This is a genomic window from Sphingobacterium yanglingense, assembly GCF_004363245.1.
GTDB lineage: Bacteria > Bacteroidota > Bacteroidia > Sphingobacteriales > Sphingobacteriaceae > Sphingobacterium > Sphingobacterium yanglingense.
Genome location: NZ_SNYV01000013.1, coordinates 354,735 through 379,137 on the forward strand (window position 1 = coordinate 354,735; position 24,403 = coordinate 379,137).

The 24,403-nt window shown below is 41.9% G+C and carries 20 protein-coding genes; 13 read left to right on the plus strand and 7 right to left on the minus strand.

Annotated features, from left to right (window positions below; all coding sequences use genetic code 11):
• Nucleotides 1-10 precede the first annotated feature (10 nt).
• The 3 genes from CLV99_RS09870 (at nt 11) to CLV99_RS09880 (ending at nt 2,290) form a co-directional block, all read left to right on the plus strand.
• A complete protein-coding gene (locus CLV99_RS09870) occupies nt 11-427 on the plus strand; it encodes a cytochrome C (RefSeq protein WP_133584338.1) in 417 nt (138 codons plus the stop codon).
• Between the two features lie 119 nt (nt 428-546).
• Entirely contained in the window at nt 547-1,815 is a 1,269-nt protein-coding gene (locus CLV99_RS09875; RefSeq protein ID WP_133584588.1) for a serine hydroxymethyltransferase, read from the plus strand.
• A 172-nt stretch (nt 1,816-1,987) separates the two neighbouring features.
• Entirely contained in the window at nt 1,988-2,290 is a 303-nt protein-coding gene (locus CLV99_RS09880; RefSeq protein WP_133584339.1) for a GIY-YIG nuclease family protein, read from the plus strand.
• A 142-nt stretch (nt 2,291-2,432) separates the two neighbouring features.
• Here the strand turns inward: CLV99_RS09880 and pdxR are convergent, their stop codons facing one another.
• On the minus strand, nt 2,433-3,872 hold the full coding sequence (gene pdxR, locus CLV99_RS09885) for a MocR-like pyridoxine biosynthesis transcription factor PdxR (RefSeq protein WP_133584340.1): 1,440 nt from the start codon (nt 3,870-3,872) through the stop codon (nt 2,433-2,435).
• Between the two features lie 259 nt (nt 3,873-4,131).
• On the opposite strand from pdxR, the gene CLV99_RS09890 reads away from it, so the two are divergent.
• The 3 genes from CLV99_RS09890 to CLV99_RS09900 are packed head-to-tail and all read left to right on the plus strand — an operon-like array spanning nt 4,132 to nt 6,785.
• Nucleotides 4,132-5,265, plus strand: coding sequence for an aspartate aminotransferase family protein (locus CLV99_RS09890; RefSeq protein WP_133584341.1), 1,134 nt, complete (start codon nt 4,132-4,134; stop codon nt 5,263-5,265).
• Nucleotides 5,255-6,139 carry a PfkB family carbohydrate kinase gene (locus CLV99_RS09895; RefSeq protein ID WP_133584342.1) on the plus strand — a complete coding sequence of 295 codons (885 nt, stop codon included), beginning with the start codon at nt 5,255-5,257 and terminating at the stop codon, nt 6,137-6,139. The genes CLV99_RS09890 and CLV99_RS09895 overlap by 11 nt, the downstream gene beginning before the upstream one ends.
• Nucleotides 6,126-6,785, plus strand: coding sequence for a phosphatidylserine decarboxylase family protein (locus CLV99_RS09900; RefSeq protein ID WP_133584343.1), 660 nt, complete (start codon nt 6,126-6,128; stop codon nt 6,783-6,785). Before CLV99_RS09895 ends, CLV99_RS09900 begins: the two co-directional genes overlap by 14 nt.
• 848 nt (nt 6,786-7,633) lie before the next feature.
• On the opposite strand, the gene CLV99_RS09905 is transcribed toward CLV99_RS09900, so the two are convergent.
• Genes CLV99_RS09905 through CLV99_RS09915 form a run of 3 tightly spaced genes read right to left on the minus strand, consistent with a single transcriptional unit; the run spans nt 7,634 to nt 13,070 of the window.
• Nucleotides 7,634-10,837: an error-prone DNA polymerase gene (locus CLV99_RS09905; RefSeq protein ID WP_133584344.1), complete on the minus strand. Its 3,204-nt coding sequence runs from the start codon at nt 10,835-10,837 to the stop codon at nt 7,634-7,636.
• Nucleotides 10,838-10,840: 3 nt separating this feature from the next.
• Nucleotides 10,841-12,334, minus strand: coding sequence for a Y-family DNA polymerase (locus tag CLV99_RS09910; RefSeq protein WP_079645759.1), 1,494 nt, complete (start codon nt 12,332-12,334; stop codon nt 10,841-10,843).
• The gene (locus CLV99_RS09915) at nt 12,327-13,070 is read right to left on the minus strand and encodes an ImuA family protein (protein ID WP_133584345.1); all 744 of its coding nucleotides are present in this window, start codon (nt 13,068-13,070) and stop codon (nt 12,327-12,329) included. Before CLV99_RS09915 ends, CLV99_RS09910 begins: the two co-directional genes overlap by 8 nt.
• A gap of 99 nt (nt 13,071-13,169) precedes the next feature.
• Here CLV99_RS09915 and CLV99_RS09920 point away from each other — a divergent pair, with 99 nt between their 5' ends.
• Nucleotides 13,170-13,991: an XRE family transcriptional regulator gene (locus CLV99_RS09920; protein WP_133584346.1), complete on the plus strand. Its 822-nt coding sequence runs from the start codon at nt 13,170-13,172 to the stop codon at nt 13,989-13,991.
• Here CLV99_RS09920 and CLV99_RS09925 read toward each other — a convergent pair.
• Nucleotides 13,957-14,370 carry a PH domain-containing protein gene (locus CLV99_RS09925; RefSeq protein WP_133584347.1) on the minus strand — a complete coding sequence of 138 codons (414 nt, stop codon included), beginning with the start codon at nt 14,368-14,370 and terminating at the stop codon, nt 13,957-13,959. The genes CLV99_RS09920 and CLV99_RS09925 overlap by 35 nt on opposite strands.
• 150 nt (nt 14,371-14,520) lie before the next feature.
• Here CLV99_RS09925 and CLV99_RS09930 point away from each other — a divergent pair, with 150 nt between their 5' ends.
• The 3 genes from CLV99_RS09930 to asnB all read left to right on the plus strand — a co-directional run bounded on the left by CLV99_RS09930 (nt 14,521) and on the right by asnB (nt 17,529).
• Nucleotides 14,521-15,006, plus strand: a complete 486-nt coding sequence (locus CLV99_RS09930; protein ID WP_133584348.1) for a BON domain-containing protein — start codon at nt 14,521-14,523, stop codon at nt 15,004-15,006.
• Between the two features lie 21 nt (nt 15,007-15,027).
• Complete coding sequence (locus CLV99_RS09935) at nt 15,028-15,450, plus strand: SH3 domain-containing protein (protein WP_133584349.1); 423 nt, start codon at nt 15,028-15,030, stop codon at nt 15,448-15,450.
• 429 nt (nt 15,451-15,879) lie between these two features.
• Nucleotides 15,880-17,529 (plus strand): asparagine synthase B, encoded by a 1,650-nt coding sequence (gene asnB / locus CLV99_RS09940; RefSeq protein ID WP_133584350.1) that lies wholly within the window; start codon nt 15,880-15,882, stop codon nt 17,527-17,529.
• Between the two features lie 55 nt (nt 17,530-17,584).
• Here the strand turns inward: asnB and CLV99_RS09945 are convergent, their stop codons facing one another.
• Complete coding sequence (locus tag CLV99_RS09945) at nt 17,585-18,067, minus strand: hypothetical protein (protein ID WP_133584351.1); 483 nt, start codon at nt 18,065-18,067, stop codon at nt 17,585-17,587.
• A gap of 185 nt (nt 18,068-18,252) precedes the next feature.
• Nucleotides 18,253-21,201 carry a M16 family metallopeptidase gene (locus tag CLV99_RS09950; protein ID WP_246032731.1) on the minus strand — a complete coding sequence of 983 codons (2,949 nt, stop codon included), beginning with the start codon at nt 21,199-21,201 and terminating at the stop codon, nt 18,253-18,255.
• Nucleotides 21,202-21,985: 784 nt separating this feature from the next.
• Here CLV99_RS09950 and CLV99_RS09955 point away from each other — a divergent pair.
• From CLV99_RS09955 to CLV99_RS09965, 3 genes are all read left to right on the plus strand, one after another.
• Entirely contained in the window at nt 21,986-22,417 is a 432-nt protein-coding gene (locus CLV99_RS09955; protein ID WP_133584352.1) for a PaaI family thioesterase, read from the plus strand.
• A gap of 94 nt (nt 22,418-22,511) precedes the next feature.
• Entirely contained in the window at nt 22,512-23,087 is a 576-nt protein-coding gene (locus CLV99_RS09960; RefSeq protein WP_133584353.1) for an RNA polymerase sigma factor, read from the plus strand.
• 111 nt (nt 23,088-23,198) lie between these two features.
• Complete coding sequence (locus CLV99_RS09965) at nt 23,199-24,332, plus strand: FecR family protein (protein WP_133584354.1); 1,134 nt, start codon at nt 23,199-23,201, stop codon at nt 24,330-24,332.
• The last annotated feature ends 71 nt before the right edge of the window (nt 24,333-24,403 follow it).

The window sequence follows — 24,403 nt, forward strand, 5'->3', positions numbered from 1 at the left end:
GTGTATAGCGATGGAAGCGAAGAGCAAAATATACATATTTATGGATCAGGAGGTTAACCCTCTAGCGGTAGTGACTGCACCTATTCATATTGAGATTGATACCCGAAAACTGGTTGACGGTAAGCATAGTTTGAAATTGGTCAGTAAAGATCCTTCTGGTAAGGAGGGAATACGGATTATTCCTTTTGAGGTACGTAATGGTCCTGCAATAGCAGTGGAGGGTATTCAGGAGAATGCTGTAGTCGATGGTGTAGTACCCATTATGATTAATGCCTATGGTAAGGGGGATCAGAAATCTTTTTTGATATCGGGTAGCGAGACTCCGCAGACGATTCCATTTTGGGTTTGGATTTTACTGATTTGTTTTATTGCCTGGTCGTTGTATTATCTGGTTCGCTATATGAATCTCCCCGTTGGGGAATTGTAGTGAACTTGCTGGATCAGTAGCTATTGCACATTCTGTACTAGCAATTTCATCCATTCGAAACTTACTTTTGCAGAAAATAATAGCGGAACTCCGTATTTAACTTAAAACTTTTACGCATGATGGAATTAGACAACTTTATTTTTGATCTTATCGCTAAGGAGCGGGACAGGCAATTGAAAGACCTAGAGCTTATTGCTTCTGAGAACTATGTAAGCCCACAGGTGATGCAGGTGACAGGTTCTGTATTAACTAACAAGTATGCTGAAGGATACCCTGGTAGGAGGTATTATGCAGGTTGTGAGGTGGTAGATCAGGTAGAACAGGCGGCTATAGACCGTATAAAGAAGGTATTTAAAGCCAGTTATGCCAATGTGCAACCGCATTCCGGTTCCCAGGCTAATGCAGCGGTGTTGTCGGCCTGTCTTAAACCGGGCGATAAGATACTTGGCTTTGATCTGGTGCAGGGTGGGCACCTCACACACGGAGCCTCGGTCAATTTTTCAGGCAAGCTATACAAAACCAGTTTCTACGGCGTCGATAAAGAAACTGGTTTTTTAAATTATGACCGGATCCAAGAGATTGCCTTGCAGGAACGGCCGAATCTGATTATTGCGGGGGCTACGGCTTATTCCCGTGATATCAACTATCAACGATTTAGGGTTATAGCGGATAGTGTGGGGGCATTGTTGTTGGCCGATATTGCACATCCAGCTGGGCTTATTGCTAAGGGATTGCTGTCTGATCCAATCCCGCATTGTCATGTGGTGACCAGTACAACCCATAAAACTTTACGTGGACCACGTGGAGGAATAATATTAATGGGTGCTGACTTTGAGAACCCCTTCGGGCTCCGAGATAATAAGGGGAATATACGGATGATGTCTTCACTTTTAGATGCTTCGGTTTTTCCTGGAAATCAGGGTGGCCCATTGATGCATATTATAGCAGCTAAAGCGGTTGCTTTTGGTGAGATACTTACAGCAGAATATGATAGCTATATTAAGCAGGTACAGAAGAATGCCAAAGCCTTTGAAAAAGCCCTTCGTTCCCGCAATTTTGATATGGTATCCGGTGGTACAGATAACCATTTGCTGTTAATCGATCTTTCTAGTTGGTCTATATCTGGACGGGAAGCCGAATTGGTTCTGAATAACGCAGGTATTACTTTGAATAAGAACATGATTCCATTCGATACTAAATCAGCGTTGCAAACGTCTGGCATCCGGGTTGGAACACCGGCGATTACCACACGTGGATTGCTAGAAAAGGACATGGAAACCATTGTCGATTTGATGGGGGACGCATTGCGCAGCAAGGATGATGCTAATAAGTTGCAGCGTATTAAAGAGAAGGTAAGTAATTGGATGTTGGAGTATCCTTTGTATTAACCATAGAGTTTATCCGTCCTTGCGAATGTAGTGAAGCAATCTCATTGTTAGTAGGAGATTGCTTCGCTTCATGTTATTCCGCTCGCAATGACGAGGACTATATCCGTCCTTACGCAGCAAATGAAGCAATCTTGATTTGTCAAGTCTCTATTAAATTTGTAATTTCATTTTTATGGAACGAGGTGGATGTGTATATATATTAACCAATAAGAATAACACTACTTTGTATACTGGTGTTACTTCAAATTTGCAATCAAGAATTTACGAACACCTTAATCAAAAATATAAACATTCGTTTTCTGCTAAATACAATTTGGTTAATTTGGTCTATTATAAATTCTATCCAACAATAGATGAAGCTATTGCTGAAGAGAAACGGGTAAAAGCAGGAAATAGACAGAACAAAGAAAAGCTTATCAATTTATTCAATCCACAATGGGAGGACTTGTATGGTAAAGAGGTTAAGCATTGGTAATGGAATTTATCCGTCATTGCGAATGAAATGAAGCAATCTCATTGTAACTAGGAGATTGCTTCGCTTCATGTTATTCCGCTCGCAATGACGACAGCTATATCCGTAATTACGAATGTAGTGGCGTAATCTAAATAAATCTTTTTTACTGGGCTAATCTTGCTTTCGCTAGTATATCAGCGAGGGCAATAATTCCCTCTTTTATCTGTTCTTCGGATACCGAACCATAGCCTATACGAAGTCCTTCATAACCAGTGTTTTCGTGGTAGTTGGAAGGATGTAAGATGGAAATTGATTTTTCCTTTAGTCTGTCAAATACCATAGTCCAGTTAACGGGGTATTTAGGACAGATCCAAAAGGCAAGTCCGCCTTGGGGGATATGGTAGGTAACCTGTGTAGCAAGATGTTCGTCCAACATTTTTACCATAAAGTTCTGTCTGGATTGATAATGGAGGGTAGCTTTTCGGATATGACGTTTTATCGTTCCGTCTTTTATGAGCTCTAAAACAGCTTGCTCCATAATACTATCACCTTGAATGTCTATAATACGACGTAAATCAATGATACTATCCAGCAGTTTTTGGTTTTTGGTGGCGAGATAGCCTATCCGAAGAGCCGGGGCGACTACCTTACTTAAAGTGCCTATATAGACTACGTTCTCTAGTTCCGAGAATGCCGAGATGGGTTGTAATGGGCGGTATCCAAAATGGAACTCATAGTCATAATCATCCTCTATTATGGTAAAATTATATTGATTGGAGAGGCTGACCAACTCTAATCTACGTTGCAAACTCAGGGTCACTGTTGTCGGATATTGCCGGTGCGGAGTGAGGTATATCGCCTTTATTTTTGGATTTGAAACGAGGTGTGGTAGGATGTCTTCGACGACAATTCCATCTTCATCTACAGGGATATAAATTAGATTTGCACCCGCTTTTTCAAATGTTTTCCAGGCTGAACTATAACCTGGTGATTCGACGAGCACATAATCTCCAGGACGCAAAAGGCATTGTGATACCAAATACATCGCCATTTGGCTTCCTCGGGTGATGCACAGCTGATTTTCATGTAACTGCATGTTGCGTTCCTGGTTTAACATGCTTGCGATGGCTTTTCTAAAGTCCAGATTACCATTTGTTTCTGAATATCCCATCATTTTCCAACGGGCGTTGCGTTTGAAAATCTGGCGATAGGCCCGTCCCAATTGATCTACAGGAGCAATTTTGCTATCGGGATGTCCATCATCAAAAGGGATATGTGCAGGTAGTTGTGGCTCAGTGCTAATACCGCCTTCTGATTGTAAGGATTTTGATTTGGAAGAAATCGGGAGATTATGCGAAACAAAGGTTCCTCGTCTTTCCTGACTGGTTAACCATTCTTCATTGAGTAATACCTGAATAGCTTCAATAACGGTGTTTCTGTTGACTTGTAGGCTGTTAGCAAGCGTACGGCTTCCCGGTAAGGCGGTGCCTTTGGGAAGACGGCCAGATTTGATGCTGTCGATTATTATATCTGCTATTTGCAAATAGATTGGTTTGGTAGACGATTTGTCTATTTCGATATCAAGTGTCCAAGGTCTTAACATGTCGTGTCAGATTTAAGTTTCCTACTGGTCCAAAGATACGATTGTTTGTAGATGTTTTCTATACCAGATGGATATGATGGAAGTTGTTTGTTTTGTTTAATTATTTGTTTTTGAGCCGATTGTGTTTTGTTCGTTGTTTTTGGTCTGTTGTTTTAAAGCAAAACTGGACTAGTTGGGTTGTCTAATTTAGACGGAATTTCGTGTTTCTAAAAGATGATCGTTAGATCTCTAGTCATGTAGTTTTAAATTTTTTCATCGTATGAACCCATTTGCCGTATTTCAGAAGTCCAATATTCATATCGTAAGCGCTAAAGGTAGCTATGTATATGACGAAGATGGGCGAGCTTATTTGGATATGTATGGTGGGCATGCCGTTATTTCTATAGGGCATGCGCATCCACATTATGTCAGTACTTTACGACAGCAATTGGACCGTATTGCATTCTATTCCAATGCAGTGGAGAATAAACTGCAGGATTGCTTGGCGCTAGAGTTGGGAGAGCAGTCCGGTTACCCAGATTACAGCGTGTTCTTCTCTAATTCCGGAGCTGAAGCCAATGAGAATGCGATAAAACTAGCATCATTCCATACCGGTCGGAGTAAGGTACTGGCGATGTCCAATGCCTTTCATGGACGTACCTCCGCGACAGTAGCAGCCACTGATATTGGTTCTATGCGTGCACCGATCAATGAGAATTTCAACTTTGTTTTTACGCCTTTTAATGATATTTCCAGTCTTAGAAAGCAGTTGGAAACAGAGGTGTTTTGTGCTGTTATTATCGAGGGAATACAGGGGGTTGGGGGGATACATGTGGCGGATGACGCCTTTCTGAATGACGTACGGTCGGCCTGTGATGACACGGGTACGCTGCTGATATTGGATGAGATCCAGTCTGGATACGGACGCTCAGGACGTTTTTTTAGCCATCAATATGCAGGAATAAAACCTGATTTGATTACGGTAGCAAAAGGGATTGCGAATGGATTTCCTATGGCTGCAACCTTGATATCCCCTTCGTTTAAACCTGTTTTAGGGCAATTGGGGACGACTTTTGGAGGAAATCATCTGGCTTGTGCGGCCGCTTTGGCCGTGTTGGAGGTCATGAAAGACGAGAAGTTGCTTGATAATGTGGTTGTGGTAGGGGATTTTCTTCGTGAGGAGCTGAAAAAACTAGCTGGGGTAGAGGAAGTCCGTGGTCGGGGATTGATGATCGGGGTTGAGTTTGAAAAAGATATAACAGCATTGATGGATAATCTTTTGTATCAAGAAGGGGTATTTACAGGATATGCTGGGAATTATACGTTGCGGTTGTTGCCAGCGTTGAATTTTAGCTTGGAAGAAGCACAGTTATTTCTGAAAAAACTAAAAAACGCATTAAAAAATGAAGGATAAAGAAGCCAAAATAGTAAGCATACAGAGTCTAGTGTCAACAGGATATGTGGGTAATAATATGGCTATGTTTGCTGCCCAGTTGCACGCATCTGATGTCTGTATGCTCCCTACGGTGGTACTGTCCTCGGCTACCGATAACCCCAATTACAGGGGGGATGTGATGCCTTCTACGCTCTTTTCAGAGCTGGTAATAGGTGTAGATTTGGGGTTGGATAGGGCGAGGCTTCATTATTTTATGACAGGTTATATCTCTGCTATACCCCTTATCGATATTACTGCAACATGGATTTCTTCCTGTAAGGATAATCATTGTATAGCTCATTATATCTATGATCCAGTCTTCGGTGATTTCCGTACTTCTGGACTATATCTATCCGAAGAAGCGGTTGTGCATTCCCTAAAAAAGCTGCTTCCTCTATGCGATATTATGACTCCAAACCACTTTGAAATGGAGTATATATTGAGCGGAAAATTTGAAACTCGAGAAGAATTACTCGAATTATTGACTCATTTTCCGGAGTTAAAAGACAAGAAAATCATCGTTACAGGAGCCCATTTACGGGATACGCCGGAGGGATATCTGGAGAATTTGCTCGTTATTGATGGGCATATTCAGCGGTTTATGGCGGCTCGTATACCTATAGAAGCAGTGGGAACAGGAGATCTTTTTACCGCATTGGTGACTGTAATAATGAAGAATGGACGGACGGTTTCGGAGGCAATAGACTATGCCACGGAGTTTATTTCGTCGGTTTTGAGTCAGGTAAATAGGCGTGATTCGAACGAAATAAGAGCAGAAGATCTGCTCTATGCAAAGGAGAAAATGGATGTTTTACAAATTTATAAAGGAGGTAAAGAAGATGAAAATTCATAAGGAAGGAAGAGGTTCTATAGGACTCGCGGTAGGTGTTTATGTGTTGTTAAATCTGTTGTCATTTTATTTTTTTTACGGGATTTCGCCTCTTATCAGTTGGTCGATTTTACTGTTGAGCACGGTCCCATTCGGTCTTGTTATTTACTTTTTTAGAATACCTTTTCGACATCATGCGCATAGTGACGATTGGGTAATTGCTCCTTGTGATGGCAAGGTCGTGGCTATCGAAGAGGTGGAGTGTGACGAATATTTTGAGGGTAGAAGGATTCAGGTTTCTATATTTATGAGTGTGCTAAATGTGCATGTCAACCGGTACCCTATTGGTGGAAAAGTAATCTATAGAAAGTACCATCCGGGTAAATATCTTTTTGCATGGCACCCCAAATCGTCTACCGAAAATGAACGTTATACGACAGTTCTGCAACATAGAAACGGGCAGCTTATTTTGGCAAAACAGATTGCTGGAGCTTTGGCAAAACGTATCGTAAATTACAGCGAAGAGGGGACGGAAGTAAGGCAAAGTGAGGAGCTGGGATTTATCAAGTTTGGGTCTCGTATGGATGTGCTTTTGCCGTTGGGTACGGAGGTGCTGGTGAAGCTGGGAGATAGACCTAAAGGGGGAGTGACACCTATCGCGAAGTGGTGAATTTAATGTTAATCTTTTTGTTTATATTTTTGGTTTTAAATGTCTGATTAAGTTGTTTTTGTGATTTTTAATATTGTTTTGTTAACAAATTTTCAATGCGTTTAAGGTGTTTTAAGCTATTTATGCGTTGTTTTTCTTACTAAGTCTTGTTTTTTATATCAAGTTTTAGTTTTTCTTAAATATGTTAATTAATTCTATATTAAAGAGTAGTAGTTGGTAATTGCGAAATTCGTAATTGTATTTTAAGCTTGTTTTGAGATCTGCTTTTAGAGAAATGGCTTAAGGTGAGTGCTTACTCTCTTTTGTGATTTTTGAACCGAATTCCAGGTTACAAGATGGGGCTTGATTGGCAGGAAATAGAGTTAATTTTAATGCTTTTTTTTGACTTTTACTGAGAGGTTATTGGAGGGGGATACGATAGGTTTTAGTTGTATGTGCTACGTTCAGTTCGATACTTGAAATCGGTCCTGCACTTCGGGCGCAAGCTCGGTTTGTAAATAGACGATGTCGTCATTGCGAGGTACGAAGCAATCTGCAAATCCTGTAGGGACTGCTTCATGTTATTCGCAGTGACGAGAGCGTTTACTTTTCGAAAACGCTCATTCGGATTTTTAGAAATAGGGATGGATTGTCGGGCGTTGGTTTCTCAAAAATGAAGTCTAGAAAGTAGAGGGCGAAAATAGGAGGCCAAGTGAGAAACTGGTAAAAAGAAAAAGGTTTTCAAACGGGGAGAATGAAAACCTTTTGTAACCAATTATAAACCTAAATTATGATACCACAAAGGTAGTGTATGTTTTACACTTGTGCAAGTCTTTTTTAATTTTTTTTAATAATGTGTTTTCTGGGGTTTATTTAAAATCTCTGGATGGGAACAGTTCACCTTGGACTCCATTTGTGTTTGTTCTGTCCGGAGCTGTTTTTCCGTTGGTCGAAGTTGATTTCTGTATGGAGCCTATATCTCGGCTTCGGGTTTTGATTGCCAATAGATGATTCATGTTATGGCAGGATTCGACGACGACATGGATGACCTCTCCTTCGATCTGAAGCTTGCCGGTGACGAGTAGCAGTTGAGATTGTAAGATGACCTTACGGTAGGTTTCAAAAGTCTTGGCCCATACCACAAGATTTGAAAATCCGGTTTCGTCCTCGATGGTTATGAAGAGAACACCTTTGGAGGTGCCCGGTCGTTGGCGAACCGTAATCAGTCCGCAGACTTTTATCCACATACCGTCACGCATGGTGCTGAGTTTGGCGGAGGGGGTGACATGGAGGGTGTCCAGATTTTTCCGGGCAAAGCTTACCGGGTGTGCCTTGAGTGAAAGTGTGGTGCTTGCATAGTCGGCCATGACATGTTCCATCGGCGACAAGGTAGGTAGTGCTACTTCGGTTTCGAAAGTACTGTTCGAAGGCTGTCCCGTAAAGGCTCCCGTCGGATGGTCTGCTAAAGCCGCAACTTCCCAAAGTGCCTGCCTTCGGTCTAGCCCTATGGAACGAAAGGCATCTGCATCACTCAGTTTTTCCAGTGCGCTTAAGGGGACGCCAGCTTCGAACACCGTGTTGACCGATTTATAAGCCTTCTGGCGGCCTTTTGTTAAAAGGTGAGCATCTGCTTCATCCAATCCTTTTACTTGCCTTAAACCGAGTCTTAATGCGTAATACGACCCCGTTAACTCTTCTAGTGTGTTGTTCCATTCCGAATGGTTGATATCTACAGGTCTAACCTGTACCCCATGCTTACGTGCATCGATGATAATCTGTGCCGGAGAGTAGAAGCCCATGGGTTGACTGTTGAGCAAAGCGGCTGCGAATACGTCGGGGTAATAACATTTGATGTATGAGGAGACGTAGACGAGCAGCGCGAAGCTGGCGGCATGACTTTCAGGGAAGCCATAACTTCCGAAACCTTCCAGTTGTCGGAAGACGCGTCTGGCAAATTCTTCTTTGTAGCCGTTGTTGACCATTCCCTCTACGAGCATGCGTTCGTACTCGGCTACTTTTCCTTTGGACTTGAATGTTGCCATGCTCCGACGGAGACCATCGGCCTGTGCAGGTGTAAAGCCTGCGGCGACGATTGCGATTTCCATTGCTTGCTCCTGAAACAAAGGGACACCTAAGGTTCGTTTCAGAATAGCTTCTAGTTCGGGCGAAGGATAGTCTTCGGCTTCTTCTTTATTTCTTCTTCTCAGGTAGGGGTGCACCATGTCTCCTTGGATCGGTCCCGGGCGTACAATGGCGACTTCGATAACTAGGTCGTAGAATTCCTTTGGTTTCAGTCGGGGCAACATGGACATCTGGGCGCGGCTTTCAATCTGGAATACGCCCAGTGTATCGGCATGGCTAATCATTTCATATACATTTTTATCCTCTTGAGGTACATTAGCTAGGGTCATCTCTTTCCCGTAATGCTGTTTGATTAAATCGAATCCTTTACGGATGCAGGTGAGCATGCCCAAGGCGAGTACATCTACTTTGAGGAAACCTAGAGCTTCGATGTCATCCTTGTTCCACTCGATGTTGGTACGGTCTTCCATTCGTGCATTCAAGATGGGGCACAGTTCGGCCAGGTTGTTTTGGGTGATTACAAAACCGCCTGTGTGCTGGCCGAGTTGTCGCGGAAAGCCGATGTAGGTTTCGGTCAGTTCCAGTACCTTCCGCAGGAACGGGTCTTGTGCACTGAACCCCTGTGAGGTTTGTTCCTGTCCGTTGAGCCATTCTTCGGTCAGTTCGTACTTTGATTTGGCCAAGTGATCTACTGCGTCCACAGAGAGCCCCATAGCTTTGCCGACATCCCGTATGGCTCCCTTCCAATGTACTTGCGTTACTGTGGCAACAATGCCCGAGCGGTGGCGTCCGTATTTGTTGTAGACGTACTGCATGACTTCTTCCCGACGTTCGTGTTCAAAATCGACGTCAATATCAGGCGGTTCGTCTCGTGCGTCTGACATAAATCGGGCAAATAGCAGATTTATTTCTGTCGGATTTACCGAAGTGATACCTAGGCAGTAGCATACGGTCGAGTTGGCTGCGGATCCGCGTCCTTGGCAGAGTATTTCCCGTTCACGGGCAAAACGTACCAGGTCATATACGGTCAGGAAGTACGAGGCATAATTCTTTCGGGCTATGAATTCGAGTTCCATCTGTATGGTCGCTTTTATCTTTTCGGGTATATCTCCGTCAAATTGCCGGTCGGCACCTTTCCAGGTTTGATACTCCAGCTCTTCCTGTGGTGTTCTTCCTTCGGTGGTAATTTCTTGGGGGTAGACGTATTTCAGTTCATCCAATGAAAATCGGCAGGCTTTGGCAATTTGTAGTGCATTATGGATGGCCTGTGGGTAGTTGCGAAACAGGCGGTGCATTTCGTCTATCGGTTTGAGGTAGCGTTCGGCATGGGCATGTAAGCGGTAGCCTGCCGTATGGATAGTGCATTTCTCCCTGACACAGGTCAGTACGTCTTGTAGTTCACGGCGCTCAGGATTGTGGTAGTGTACATCATTGAGGGCCACGATGGGGATTCCAAGTTCTTGTGATAGCTGGTTCAGTCGAAATAATTTTTTGTGGTCGTCCCCATTGTACAGAAAAGATGCGCCCAGGTATAAATTGTCATGAAGTTGTTGTTGGTACTGCTTTAGCACTACACGGAAGTCCGGGGCAAAGTCGAAGTTTTCATGGAGCGTTTTTGGTGGTAGGATGACAAATTTTATGCCTGTAGCATAGCGAAACACATCTGCGCTATAGAGGTGGCACTCTCCTTTTTCAGCACGAAGGTTGCCTGTTGTGAGCAACGAAGAGAGCTTGCTGTAAGCTTTTATGTCGGTGGGGTAGGTTAGCAAGCTAGGGCCGTCGAGTAGGTCTAGCCGACAGGCCGGGATAAAATGGATGGCCTTCCCCCGTGCTGCCCGATGGGCGCGTACGATTCCGGCAAGGGTGTTGCGGTCGGTTATTGCAATAGCTTTGTAACCGAGCTGTACCGCTTGCTCGACCATTTCTTCGGGGTGTGAACCTCCCCGTAAAAAAGAGAAGTTGCTGGTGGTTTGTAATTCTGCGTATTCCATGTTCTATGTAAAATAACCATGAAGGAACCATTTGGGGTGGCCCTGTCCGTAATATCCGGAGCGAAACAACCAATATCTCGCTCCTTTTTCATCTTCCACACGATAGTAATCCCTCGGTTGTTCGCTGCTGATCCACCATTCCTGTTCGATGCGTTCAGGACCATCTGCTTTGACGAGCTTGTACACTTTCTTGCGGTGCCTAAAAAGTGCCGGGGGATAATCGGGTAGGGGCACCATGACCTCTATGGGTTCGGGCTGTGTCAGTAGGTGTAGGGGGCGCAGTGTATAGTTGGGCCAGCTCGATTGAGGCTGCATGTCCAAAGAAACGGTGGGTTCTATGGCTCGTTCGGGCCAATGGTGGGCCGACGGTAAAAAACGATGGATGCTCTGCGGGCCTAATTTGGCTGCAATGTTGTCCAGTAGTTCCGCGATTTCCGGCTGACCACCTTTAGTTAGCCAAAGGCCTTCCTGTGGAAGAACGCTGTTTTCTACCAAAGTGGCTTCCAAAACAAATAACTCAATACCTAAAGCAGGCTCGATGTTGGGTATCTTGAGGTCAAATAATTTGAAAAGATGCGAAGGGCTACAGGAAGCTCTTCCTGTGCCTATGTGGATGGATTGTAGGTTACCATCGATGCGATATCCTCTGAATACGGCTTGACGCAGTCCCTTCTCTTCTTTTCTTAATCTATCACACAAGGTGTTTAAGAGTCGTTCTAAGGCTATCTGGATGCCTGTGTTGGTCGATATAGGTTCTAAGCAAGATAGCCGCTCTTGATAGATCGGTATGGGCTCTATGGAAGTGATGTGTTCTTGCTGTGTCCCTAGGGCCTGTTCTAGCCGGGTGATGAGTTCATCTCCAAAACGTCGTCTTAATGTGCTTTTGGGGATGTGCATAAACTCTTCAATATAACGAAAGCCCAGTTTGTGTAGGCGCTGTTGTATCTGTTGGGAAATCCGGAGTGCTGATGGGGGTAGTCCGGATAGGGCTTGCGCTTGTTGTGCTGCAGGGACGATGCTGAGTCGTTGGGTATGACGGGCAACTGCCCAAGCTGTGCCTATGGTGTCGGCAATTGCTGCTTGTGCCTGGTAGCCCCCTTGGTCGAGCCTATCGATAATGTTGTTGCCGTATTTTTCTTCACCTCCCCAGAGGTGTGCACAGCCCGATATGTCAAGGACGATGCCATCGGGAGTTTGTAAGTCTACGATGGGAGCAAAACGGATGCACCATTCGCCGAGTGCTTTTAGTGTCTGGCTAAGCAGAATATAATCATAGGTCGATGATTCCAGTTGAGGTAATATAGCCTGGGCATCGGCGAATACCATACCACAGGATAAGCCTTCTTGTAGCGCAGGTCTATTTGCTGCTTGTATTTTTATACGGCCGTTTTGGGCAAGAGTGAGCACAAAAGGGGCTTTCCTGCGTTCGGGCTGTTCCTTTTCTGCTCTATCGGTTCCGAAGAAGGGTAACCAGATGCACATATAACGCTTAGGCATATTGTTCGTTGTTTTGTAGTCCCATTGCTGGGTGTGCTTCATTAGGTAGATGTACCAGTCGATTGTTTTGCCAGCATACCTGCCATTTTCCAGGTCTGCCGTTGCGGACTTTCTCTAGAGAAATCTCCCAAGTGGGATAACCTACTCCAGGGAGGCCGTCTGGAACATTGCTGGCGATGGCGCGGATTTTCCATCGGGTCACACAGGCCAAGGTGTTTTCATGTCGAGGGCGCCTCCGATGTAAGAAGCCGGTAACATTGCTTTTCTCTACAGCGAGCTGTAAGCGTTGGGACTCGGAAAAACTGACTTCTTCCATTTCTGCGACTACGGCTGCCAGTGCGGTGCATTTGAGGGCCTGCTCCATGACCCATAGGGCATCTTTGTCCTGTGCGACATCCACAAAGATGACTTTGTGTGGTGCTAACCCGAAATGCGATAGGCCAAGGGGGGATAAGCTGCGTTTGGTACTGATCCAGAGACAAAAATTGCCTGCATGCATAAGTTTGGCAACTAAACTGGCAATAAAACCATTGGTAGCGGTGGCGTGGACTGCAGTGGGACTGATGAACTCATGGACTGCGGCGGTGGGGAATACTTCGAAAGGAAAAGCGGATTCTATCTCGGCCAAACCAAAATCAATCCGGCTTAATAATCCCGTATTGGGTTTGAAGCCTTCTAATTTTAAAATCTTTTCCTGAAGTTGTCTTATCACCTCTTGTTTTGCTGTCCCCTCCATACGCTGTGCTCTTTGTTTTTAGTTCATTCTTGTATTTACCGCATTGTTTACTTATTTTTGTTATTAATAGTAACAATTTAATGTTATCTATAATAACAAATGAAGTCGGTAAATCAAAAAATATTTTTTGCTTCCAATATTAAATTCCTGCGTACACGCCAGGGATTGAGTCAGGAAACAGCTGCGGAGAAATTAGGGTTAACAAGGGCGAAATTAGCTTCTATTGAGGCTGGAAATACGAAAGCGCCTCAACCTGAGGATTATCTTAATTTCTCTAATTTTTTTTCTGTAAGCATCGATACCTTGCTCAAGGTTAATCTTCCGCTATTGGGTGAATTGAAACTGAGAGAGCTGGAATCGGGTAATGATGTTTTTATAAAAGGAGGGAATCTTCGGATATTGGCTATTAGTGTAGATAAAAGTAATAATGAGCATGTGGAGTATGTGCCGATCAAGGCCAAAGCAGGGTATGCGGCGAGTTATGCTGATCCTGAATTTATAGCTTCACTGCCAAAGTATTCACTGCCGCATCTACAGGGAGGGACTTTCCGTATTTTCCCTATTGTCGGTGATTCGATGCTGCCGATTCCAGATGGGAGTGATATTACGGGGAGCTATGTAGAAGATTGGACGGCTCTTTCTGCTGGTACGCCTTGCATTGTGATTCTCAAGGGACAACAGGATGTTGTATTCAAATTGGTCACCTGGCTTCCAGAGGGACAGTTTCTATTGTCGTCACTTAATTCTACTTATAGCCCTTATACAGTGCCTGCGGAAGAGGTGCTGGAGATATGGAAGTTCCATGCGTATAGTACGCGTGTTTTTCCGGATGAACAGTCGGATTTATCCATGGTCATGGCGGCTATAAAAGATTTGGAACGGCATGTTACGACTTGTATATCACCTCCACCTCAGGATTGATAGCTTGAATAGTACGGATAAAACCGGCTTTGTCTTTTGGGGATATCAGAACGGAATCGAAGCTGTTGTAAAATAGTTCCAACCGATCTAGGGATGCGGCAGGTGAGCTAATCATATTGTTGGTCTCTACAATCTTTCGGATGCTGTCTATGGCAAGATCTTTTTTATAAAATATTCCACTTCTGATTTTTAATGTGTTTTCTTCGATAGTATAGCGGGTGTTGAGTAGGCTAGGAAGGCATATTGCGGAGGTCAGTAATAAAAGGATTATAGCTTCCCATACATGCGTGTGGTGGTATAACATAATAGCAGGTGCAAGTAAAATAGCAACTAGAAGTAAGATTAGCAGTCCTTTGCTGATTTTTGATTTAAAGACCATGTTTTTTATTGTTTTGGCTATATTGTTAACCGTCTTGCTAAGATACAATATGTTTTGTGTTCTTAATCCTGTCGAAAAAAAATAAACCTTTCCTCCAAACAAATGTAGCTCTTAACTGTTTTTTTATTGAAATTTTAAAATGACATGATTATGAGTCTAAAAAAAGTATTGTCAATGTTCTTAGTGGCTGGGGTTGTCACTTTTGGAACAATTTCTTGTAAATCCAAGATATCGGATGCGGATTTAAAAACGAAGGTAGAAACGGCAGTTAGTGCAAGCCCGGCAGTATTGGTGGATGTCAAGGATGGGGTAGTTACCTTGACTGGTACGGTCGGTTCGGAAGATGAGCGTATGGCTTTAGAGAGTTCAGCTAAAGCAGCGGATACTAAAGGGGTGAAATCTGTGGTCAATAATATTACGGTAAAGGCTCCTATAGAAATCAATACCAATGATGCGGATCTGACGGCTAAAATTGTGGACGCAACAAAAGATTTTCCAACGGTAAAAGCTACCGTAGTAGGTGGTGTGATTACGGTCACAGGCACATTAGAGCAGGCGCGGGTTATGGTGCTGAAGCAATCGTTGGATGCCCTGAATCCCAAGAAAGTGGATATGTCGGCGTTAGTTGTTAAATAGAGGTTTTAAAAAAAAGAAAATATGTCTTTATTAAATAAATATAAAGTTTTGATTGATACCGCTAATGCTTCTGGTATCAGTGATCTGCAGATGGCAGAGCAGGATGGAGTTTTACAAATAAGAGGCACAGCTCCGAATGCTGATGTTAAGAATAAATTATGGGACATCTATAATCAGATAGACCCTAATTTTTTGTCCGGCGATGTGGTGATGAATGTAGATGTGTCTACTGCGGTAGCAGGTACACAGGCTCGTGTCATTACCGAGAATTCAAACCTTAATGTACGCAAGGGACCAGGGACAGATCAACCTATCGTTGGAAAGGCTGCTAAAAACGAAATCATCACGTTAATCAGTAGAGCTAATAGCCAATGGTGGTTGGTACGGACAAAAGATGGGGAAGAGGGGTACTGCTACGCGCAATATCTAGAGCCCATCGGCTAATTTTTAGTTTTAAAGAAAAAGATTTACTGTTTTTAATTTTGCAAAAGCCCTGCGCTATATATAGTGTGGGGCTTCGCTGTTTTTCTGAAAGTGCTTGTTTATTAAAAGTTGTTTTTGTTGTATTTTTTAAGAATAAAATTATATATATCCATTCTCTGTGTGATAGTTTGTTTTTTGGAGTAGATCAGAATTTATTGTATTTTTTTCTTGTTTATTGCGTTTTATTTTAATTAAATCCTGACTTTCTTTTGAAAATTTTAATTATTCGCTGAATTTTATTGATTTTATATTATGTTATTGGGATTTTTTTGAATGTTTTTCAATTTTGTCAACACAAATAGCGCAAGGCATTTTTAGAAATAAATTATGATTTATACTCGTAGGAGTAGCAAGAAAAATTACCATCAATAAACTTGAAAATTTAAAAAAATGTGTGGAATTATCGGAGCATTCATGCTCAAGGAAACCGAATCGTTGCTAAGACCTAAAGTTTTAGAAATGGCCAAAAGAATACGTCATAGAGGTCCCGATTGGTCAGGTGTGTTTAGCTCTCCAAGAGCGTTTTTAGCACATGAAAGATTGAGCATCATTGATCCAGAAACAGGCAATCAGCCTCTCCACAGCTCAGACGGAACGGTGACTGTGGTGGTGAACGGCGAGATCTATAATTATAATGAATTAAAAAATCTTACCCCAGATTATGAGTATCAGACAGCTTCTGATTCGGAGGTTATTTTGGCTCTTTACCTAACCTACGGTATTTCTTTTATTGAAAAATTAAACGGAATTTTTTCTTTTGCCCTCTATGACCACACAAAAGATAGTTTCCTGATTGCAAGAGATCATGTCGGGATTATCCCATTGTATTACGGGACAGATTCCATAGGGCAGCTGTTTGTCGCATCCGAACTAAAGGCCCTTGAAGGGTTTTGCACACAGATCGAACAATTTCCTCCAGGGCATTATTTAGACAGTACTGTCGGAGTAAGACCCATCTGCTGGTACCATAGACCGTGGCAAGAACATCCTGTTTGCACAACTGCGGTAGCCGATATCCAGCGTGCACTTGAAGCAGCTGTTAACCGACAGCTAATGTCCGATGTGCCTTTTGGTGTTTTATTGTCGGGAGGTCTGGATTCTTCAGTCATTGCCTCTATTGCAAAAAAGATGCTCGAGCAGCGTGATCAAATATCGTATAACCGCAGCAAGACGGTGCTACATTCTTTCGCTGTGGGGCTGAAAGGTTCGCCAGACTTACAGGCAGCACGTAAAGCAGCAGAGTTTATAGGTACCTATCATCATGAAGTCCACTTTACAGTGCAAGAGGGCCTAGATGCACTGCGCGATGTTATCTATCATTTAGAGACATACGATGTCACGACAGTAAGAGCCTCTACACCGATGTATCTTTTGGCCAGAGCGATCAAGTCCCGGGGTATAAAAATGGTGCTTTCAGGCGAAGGTGCTGATGAACTCTTCGGAGGCTACCTATATTTTCATAAAGCACCGAATGCACAGGCATTTCACGAAGAGACGGTTCGTAAGCTGAGTAAACTATACCAGTATGACTGCCTGCGTGCCAACAAAGCACTTTGCGCTTGGGGGGTAGAGGGGCGTGTACCGTTTCTTGATAAAGAATTTATGGATGTAGCGATGGGGCTTGATCCAGAAGAGAAGTTAATAAAGGACGGTAGGATTGAGAAGTGGGTACTTCGCCAAGCTTTTGAAAGCTATCTCCCGCACAGCATATTATGGAGACAGAAAGAACAGTTTTCAGATGGGGTGGGTTACAGTTGGATTGATACATTAAAAGAAGTTGCAGAAAGAGAAGTGTCTGATGTCAATTTCAGTCATGCCGCAATTACCTTTCCAATTCAGACCCCTAAGACTAAAGAAGAATATTATTACCGAAGTATTTTTGAAAGCTATTATCCATCTTCGGAGGCAGCGCTTACAGTACCTTCGGTCAAGTCTGTCGCATGTAGTACGCCCGAAGCTTTAGCTTGGGATGCTTCCTTTCAGGATCAGAACGATCCTTCAGGCCGAGCGGTAGCAAATGTGCATCAGCAGTCGTATTAAAAATTAATCAATATCAATTGAGGCTTAATAATTTGAGTTTAATGGAGCGTAATATTTAGATCAATTTCCCCCAGGGTAGTTGTTGTACAATAGCAAGCGGAATCTGGGAGAATCCAAGCAATGAGTTATTGTCAAGCTTATTATATAAGAGTTTGATGTCTTTTTCTGATGCCACATGCAAGACAAGTAATTTATCCGCTTCTATATTAATAATCTGCGTATTATGAGATCTTAAAATATCTAATGTTTTAAAACTTTCTGAATCAAATTTCATCTGATAGGTAGCCACTTGGAGTACAGCCCCAAACGATACACTTACATCTAGAATACCGTCGATAGCCTGTATTTGATTAATGAAGGTATCGACATAAAGACCTTCGATTTCGATTTCAATAGTGATCAGATTCACATCCTTGACATCGGTTAAGGACTTGGAGATCGTGCACACCTTGTATCCTTTCTGTGAGATGTGTTTAAGCAGTTGTGCTGTTGTTTCGTCGCTCGAGTTGCAACTGATACTGAATAATTTGCTTGTCATATTACTTTTTTTAAATAAAAAAGCCCCCCGGTTTTAATGGGAGGCTTGTGTAGTATATTGTTTAAAAAATATTAAATAATAATTGCTCCTCCCATTTTAATTAAAATGACGACACAGACAGCGACCACAACGACGTTGAGTGAGGAAAAAATTATATTTAACGCTTGTCTGTTCATTATCATATACTAATAACCAAATATATCGGTAAGACTTAACTTAGTGAGCTTTCCGATGCGGCTAAGCTGCTCATCGCTTACGTTTTTTTCAGAAGCTACGATACAGTACGTGTATGGCTTATTTGCTAAACCAGCTGCATGTATGGCTTCAATATCCGCAAACTGCATGGTTTTTACATTTTCATACCAGCTTTTACGACGGTCGTGCTCCATACCTTTCTTTAAGTTCTGTAAATAGCTGAATACAATACCATCTTTACGGATACGCTGTGTCTCAATGTCGCTTAAAAAACTTCTTTTTGCGGTTTCGAATGCTTTTTCTGAACGCGGCATAGTATTCAACAGATCGTTCATGCCGTTTACTGCATCAAATATTTTATCCGATTGTGTACCGATAAAAGCCGAAGCTTGAAAAGGATCTTCTTTTTTCGAAGGAGTGCTGTACCTAGCGTACGTAGTATAGGCTAATCCTTTAGCCTCACGAAGGTTTTGAAAGACCACAGAACCCATACCGCCACCAAAATAACTATTAAACAAAGCAACACCTGCTTCCTTATCGGCTTGGTAATCTTCACCCTTACGGTACCAGCTGATATCCGCCTGCACCATTTCGTAATTCGCAAACAATACCGTGTTTTCCGATTGTTCTAAACGCGTATAGCTGCTTTTTGGAGGCATAGCAGCAAATGTTTTTGGTGATTTATAATATTTCGTTAAGGTAGTATTATAGTTCTTTAACTCAAGAGGGCTGTACGCTACGATCTTATGTTGATAATCCATCATACCGTGTAAGAGAGCTACTAATTCTTCACCTTTGATTGCCATTATGGCATCGCTTGACAACTGATCATTAAAAGGATTTTTCGACCCGTAAGTAGCGTAACTCATTAGACCCTGCATAATGTTGCGCTTATTGGTCTTATTATTTTGTCGCTGCTGCATGACGTCGTTTTTAAGATTTGCCAAAGCAGCTTCATCCACTTTACAGTTTTTCAGTAGATCAGACAATAAAAGCATTGCCTCTCCGTAATTTTCCTGTAATCCCGTTAACGTTATCCGTGTCTCATCGGTTCCGATATTGATACTATAATCACAAGCTAACTTATAAAAAGCTTCCTGGACCTGTGCCGCTGTCATCTTATCCGTACCCAGGTAAGAAAGATAATTACCTGCTAAAGGCAATAACTTTTGATTCCAGCTTCCCATATCAAAAAGAAAGGTCTGGCGGAATAACTGATTGTCTTTGTTCTGTATGTATAGTACTTCCGTTTGTCCTGATTTGCTGTGTTCAATATCACGTTTGTAATCCAACCACTCCGGTGAAACAGGTAGGGAAGGCATGGCCGCGATCTCCGCAAGGTACGTAGATTGTTTATCAGCATTCGTCTTTACAGGTGTGATCGGTGGTTTTTCCACTTTTGCAATAGCGTCCGGCTGGCCTTGTTTCTTGTTCACGACAATGTAATTGTCCTGAAAGAAATCATTCGCAAACTTAACAATCTCCGCTTTCGTAACTTTAGATAGGATATCTAGGTATGTTACCTGCTGGTCCCATCCTGCGCTCTTGGTACGGATAAAATCGGTTACCAGATTTTCGGTACGCTCTTTATTACTATCCAAGCCTTGGAGATAAGCAAATGTTGCATTAGCGCGGATAGCATTGATCAAATCCTCGTCAAACTCACCCCTTTTTAATAACGCCAGTTGCTCCAGTAGCAATGCGCGTACTTCCTCTAGCGTCTGTCCTTGTTTCGGATAGCCATAGAGCATAAAGAAACCATAATCCTTTTGCTGGTTTATGTTCGTCCCTGCCGCCAACACCCGTTGTTTCTGCGTTAGATTCAAGTCGATTAAGCCCGCTTTACCGTTAGACAGAATTGCACCGACCACATCAGCTAACAAAGCTTCGCGGCTGTCGCTTTTACCAACACGGTAGCCCATCATCATATACTGCGCACGAGGACCGGATACTTCTAAAGTTTGGGATTTTTGTATAGGCTGCTCTTTTACGTCGCTATCGGCAACTGCAGTTCCGGCACGAAAGTTTCCGAAATTTGCATCTACCTTCTTAATAATCTCATCAGAGTTAAAATCACCTGCTAATACAATAGCCATATTATTGGCTACATAATACTGATCATAAAAAGAACGGATTACTTTTAGAGAAGGGTTCTTCAGATGTTCCACGGTACCTAATGTCGTTTGCTGTCCGTAATTGGTTTTCGGAAATAAAGCCTGCAGCAAAGCTTCAGAGGCACGGTTGCCATCGTTGTCCAGACTCATGTTTTTTTCCTCGTACACGGTCTCCAGTTCGGTATGGAAGAGCCTAAATACAGGATAACGAAAACGCTCGGCTTGGATCAATAAGAACTTATCGATCGAGCTCGAGGGAATGTCCTCTTTATAGATGGTCTCGTTAAACCAGGTATGTGCGTTGGTATTCTGCGAACCAATATTAGACATCAATTTGTCGTACTCGTTGGCGATGGAATAGGTAGAAGCTTCTCCCGACAGACGGTCTATTTCTTGATAGATGGACTTCCGCTTAGTAACATCCGTTTCCTTCGTATACGTTTCGTAAAGATCTTCTATTTGATCAAGTAGTACCTTCTCTTTATTCCAGTCTGACGTGCCAAATTTGCTCGTTCCCTTAAAAAGAAGGTGCTCCAGATAGTGTGCTAAACCAGTATGTGTTGATGGATCATTATTGCTTCCGGCACGTACCGCAATTTGTGCAGTAATGCGCGGCTCGTTTTTGTTTTCCGTCAGGATAACCGTCATTCCATTCTTAAGGGTGTAAAAACGGCTATTCATCGGGTCATTGCTTACGTAACGATAGCTATAACCACCTGATTGGCCTTCTTTCCAGCTATGCTTCTCTTGCGCCTGTACCGAAGATACTACACTAAGCCCGATGAAAAGCGTGAGCATCCGCAGGATAATCGTTTGTTTTATCATGTTATGTGACTAAAATTTATAGTGTAAACTAATGTGATTTATTTTATGGATACAATGAATGTTTTTTTTGTGCGATAAAGCAAAAATGACAGTGATTAAATAAACCTTTTTTTTATATCGTTCTTAATTAACAGATTAAGTAAACTTCCATATTTTGTAGAGCAAGTACAATACGGAGTCTGGTTTTCAATATTTTTTTTATTTTTTTAGTTATATGACAATATATTTTTTGGTGGTCTGGCGAATGTGGCGTGCAAATACTATAAAGCTATCTAAATAAGAAACCCATCTTATATTCATTAACAATTCGTTGAAACATAATGATAAGGATTTAAGTGAATTGTCTCTTTTGAATCAAATACCATTTTTTAATAAAAAGGAATAGCATCCGCACACCTACGAAGAGTTGATAAGAATTAGTCCGGAGATCAAAGTCAACGAAAATAAATAAACATTTGTCTTGGTAAAGTATTCTCAATATCATTAAAAGCAAAAACCATTACTCACTGTATTGCAATCGTATCGTAAGGACTATTTTTGTGTTGAACCTGTTCGTCTTATCGTCGGTATTCTGTTGTAGCCCTTTGTGAAGAGGCGGCAGATCTGGGAGGAGTTCGTCTAGTTTTTTAACAAAAAGTTGCTTTAAGGACGCTAATGTTGGTTTACTCTTTCTGTATTAAAAAAATACAATAATTATTTAATATTCTTAATTTCTATCTTTGCAGAAAGATAGATTATCTGTGTTTTTTAGTAATGACTCTTATACTTTTAAAAGTAAGCATTTATGAATAGATTAGAATATTTGAAGCGTTTTATTGGTAGAGAATTTAAGAGATCGCCTTCACCTTTCATGCGGTGGCTGAATCCGATAATTCTGATAGCAGAAGAGGGGCATTTAGAATTTAAGTACACAATAAGATCGGAATGGTTAAATCCGATAGGTTATCTGCATGGAGGAGTTACTGCAGCTATAATAGATGATATATTAGGTGCTACAATGTTTTCATTTAATGATGATACTTTTTATATTACGATCAATAATAGCATAGATTACTTCTCTATTGCTAAAGGTGGGGATGATATTGTTGCAGAGACAAAAATAATAAAAAGGGGAAAACAATTTGTGAATGCGCAGTGCGAGATCTGGAATGACAGCAAAACGCGATTAATAGCTAGAGGTACGTCTAATCTCTTTAAGACCTCATCAGAAATTTAACACATGGCAATAACGTTCCGTTGATAGTAATGTTAATCAATATGAAGGGGCGTTTTTCATCTGTTTTTTTATAACTTTGCTATTGACCTATTCAATGGCTAATTACAATCGATATACCGATCAAGATTTAGTCACCTTGCTAAAGCAAGGTGACCAATATGCCTACACCGAAATTTATAGTCGTTATATTAAGCTTTTGTATACGTTTGCATTAAAGCGTCTGCCTAACGAACAAGAGGTAGAAGATATTTTGCACGAAATCTTTATGTCACTTTGGAATAAGAGAGCTGAACTCGATGAAAGTCAACCCATAGCCCCTTACTTATACAATGCGATAAGATATCAAGTGCTAAATATATTTTCAAGAAAAAAAATCACGGATCGGTATCTGGATTCTTTTAATCAATTTCTTCTGAACGAATATCAGGTAGACGAAACGGATCACCTTATACGGCATAATGAGCTTGCAGCATTGATTGAAAACGAAATTGAAGCTTTACCGAAAAAAATGCGAGAAGTTTTTAATCTGAGTAGGAAGGTCGGATATTCGAGAAAGCAAATTGCAGAAGAGCTGGGTATTTCCGAAGAAACGGTGAAAAGTCATATGCATCACGCATTAAAGATTCTTAAACGGAAACTAGGAACATTTATACTTCTTTTCTGCTTGTAATTATTCTAGTAAACCTTTAGAGGTGTTCTTATTAACTTCTTAAAAATTTCTTAATTTTTTTTTAACCCTTATTAGGGTGCAGATTTATATTGGTGTATAAAACTTGAAGAAATGATAAACCAAGATGAGTTTACCGAACTTTTGGCAAAGTATCGTGAGGGACAATGCACAGAGCAAGAAAAAGCACTGTTAGAAAGTTGGATAACTTTTGGTGCTTTCGACGGACCGGTTTATGATGACGAAAAACTTAAGGAAAAAATACAGAGAATTAGTGTCAGGCTACCAATAAAAGAAAGGAGGCGTAGCAATTATACAAATCTACAACGAACAATCTATATCGCAGCTTCGCTAGCGGCAATCTTGCTAGCTGTCTGGTTTTTTCATATAAATAAAAATGAAGCCATCCAAGACAGGATCAAAAAGGAAGATGTGCTTGCCTATATCGAACCCGGTAAGGATCATGCATATATTACATTGGCAAATGGGCAGATTATAAATTTGGAAGCTGCTACTAATGGGGTTTTGTTTGATAAAACAGGGGTGAAGATTAATAAATTGTCCTCAGGTGAAATAGTTTATGAGGTAAACAACGATCAGAACGCGAATCTAAACGCTATGAATACGATCGAAACACCACGTGGAGGCCAGTATAGAATCATTTTACCTGATGGAACAAAAGTCTGGATGAATGCTGCCTCCTCCCTGAAATTTTCGACGGGCCTTTCCAAGTTAAAGGAGCGAAGAATAGAATTAAGAGGTGAAGCCTTCTTCGTCGTAGCGAAAGATCACAACAGACCCTTTATTGTAGAAAGTAGAGGGCAGGAAGTGGAAGTTCTTGGTACAATTTTCAATGTTAGTGCATATCAGGAAGAACCCAGCATAAAGACTACACTGATAGAAGGATCGGTTAAAGTAACCCACCAGGGAATAGTGAAAAAGCTACAGCCCAACCAACAAGCAATAGTTACAGAACATATCGATATAAAACCTGTAACCGGGAATGTCGAGTTAGCATGGAAGAACGGAGATTTTGATCTTGAAAATGACGATTTCCATAGCTTAATGCGGAAAATATCGCGGTGGTACAATGTAGATATAGAATATGATCCATCTGCCCCAAATGAATTGAAACTGGGCGGCAAAATTTCAAGAAATAAGAGTATAACCTCCATTTTAAACATAATGGAGGCTACAGGCGAAGTAAGCTTTGAAATCAAGGGAAGGAGGATTCTTGTAAAAAGATAAAATTATAAACGGTATGACACGATAAAAAGAGAGCCGGAAATGGTGGAACATTCCCGGCGATTCGGGTGTCA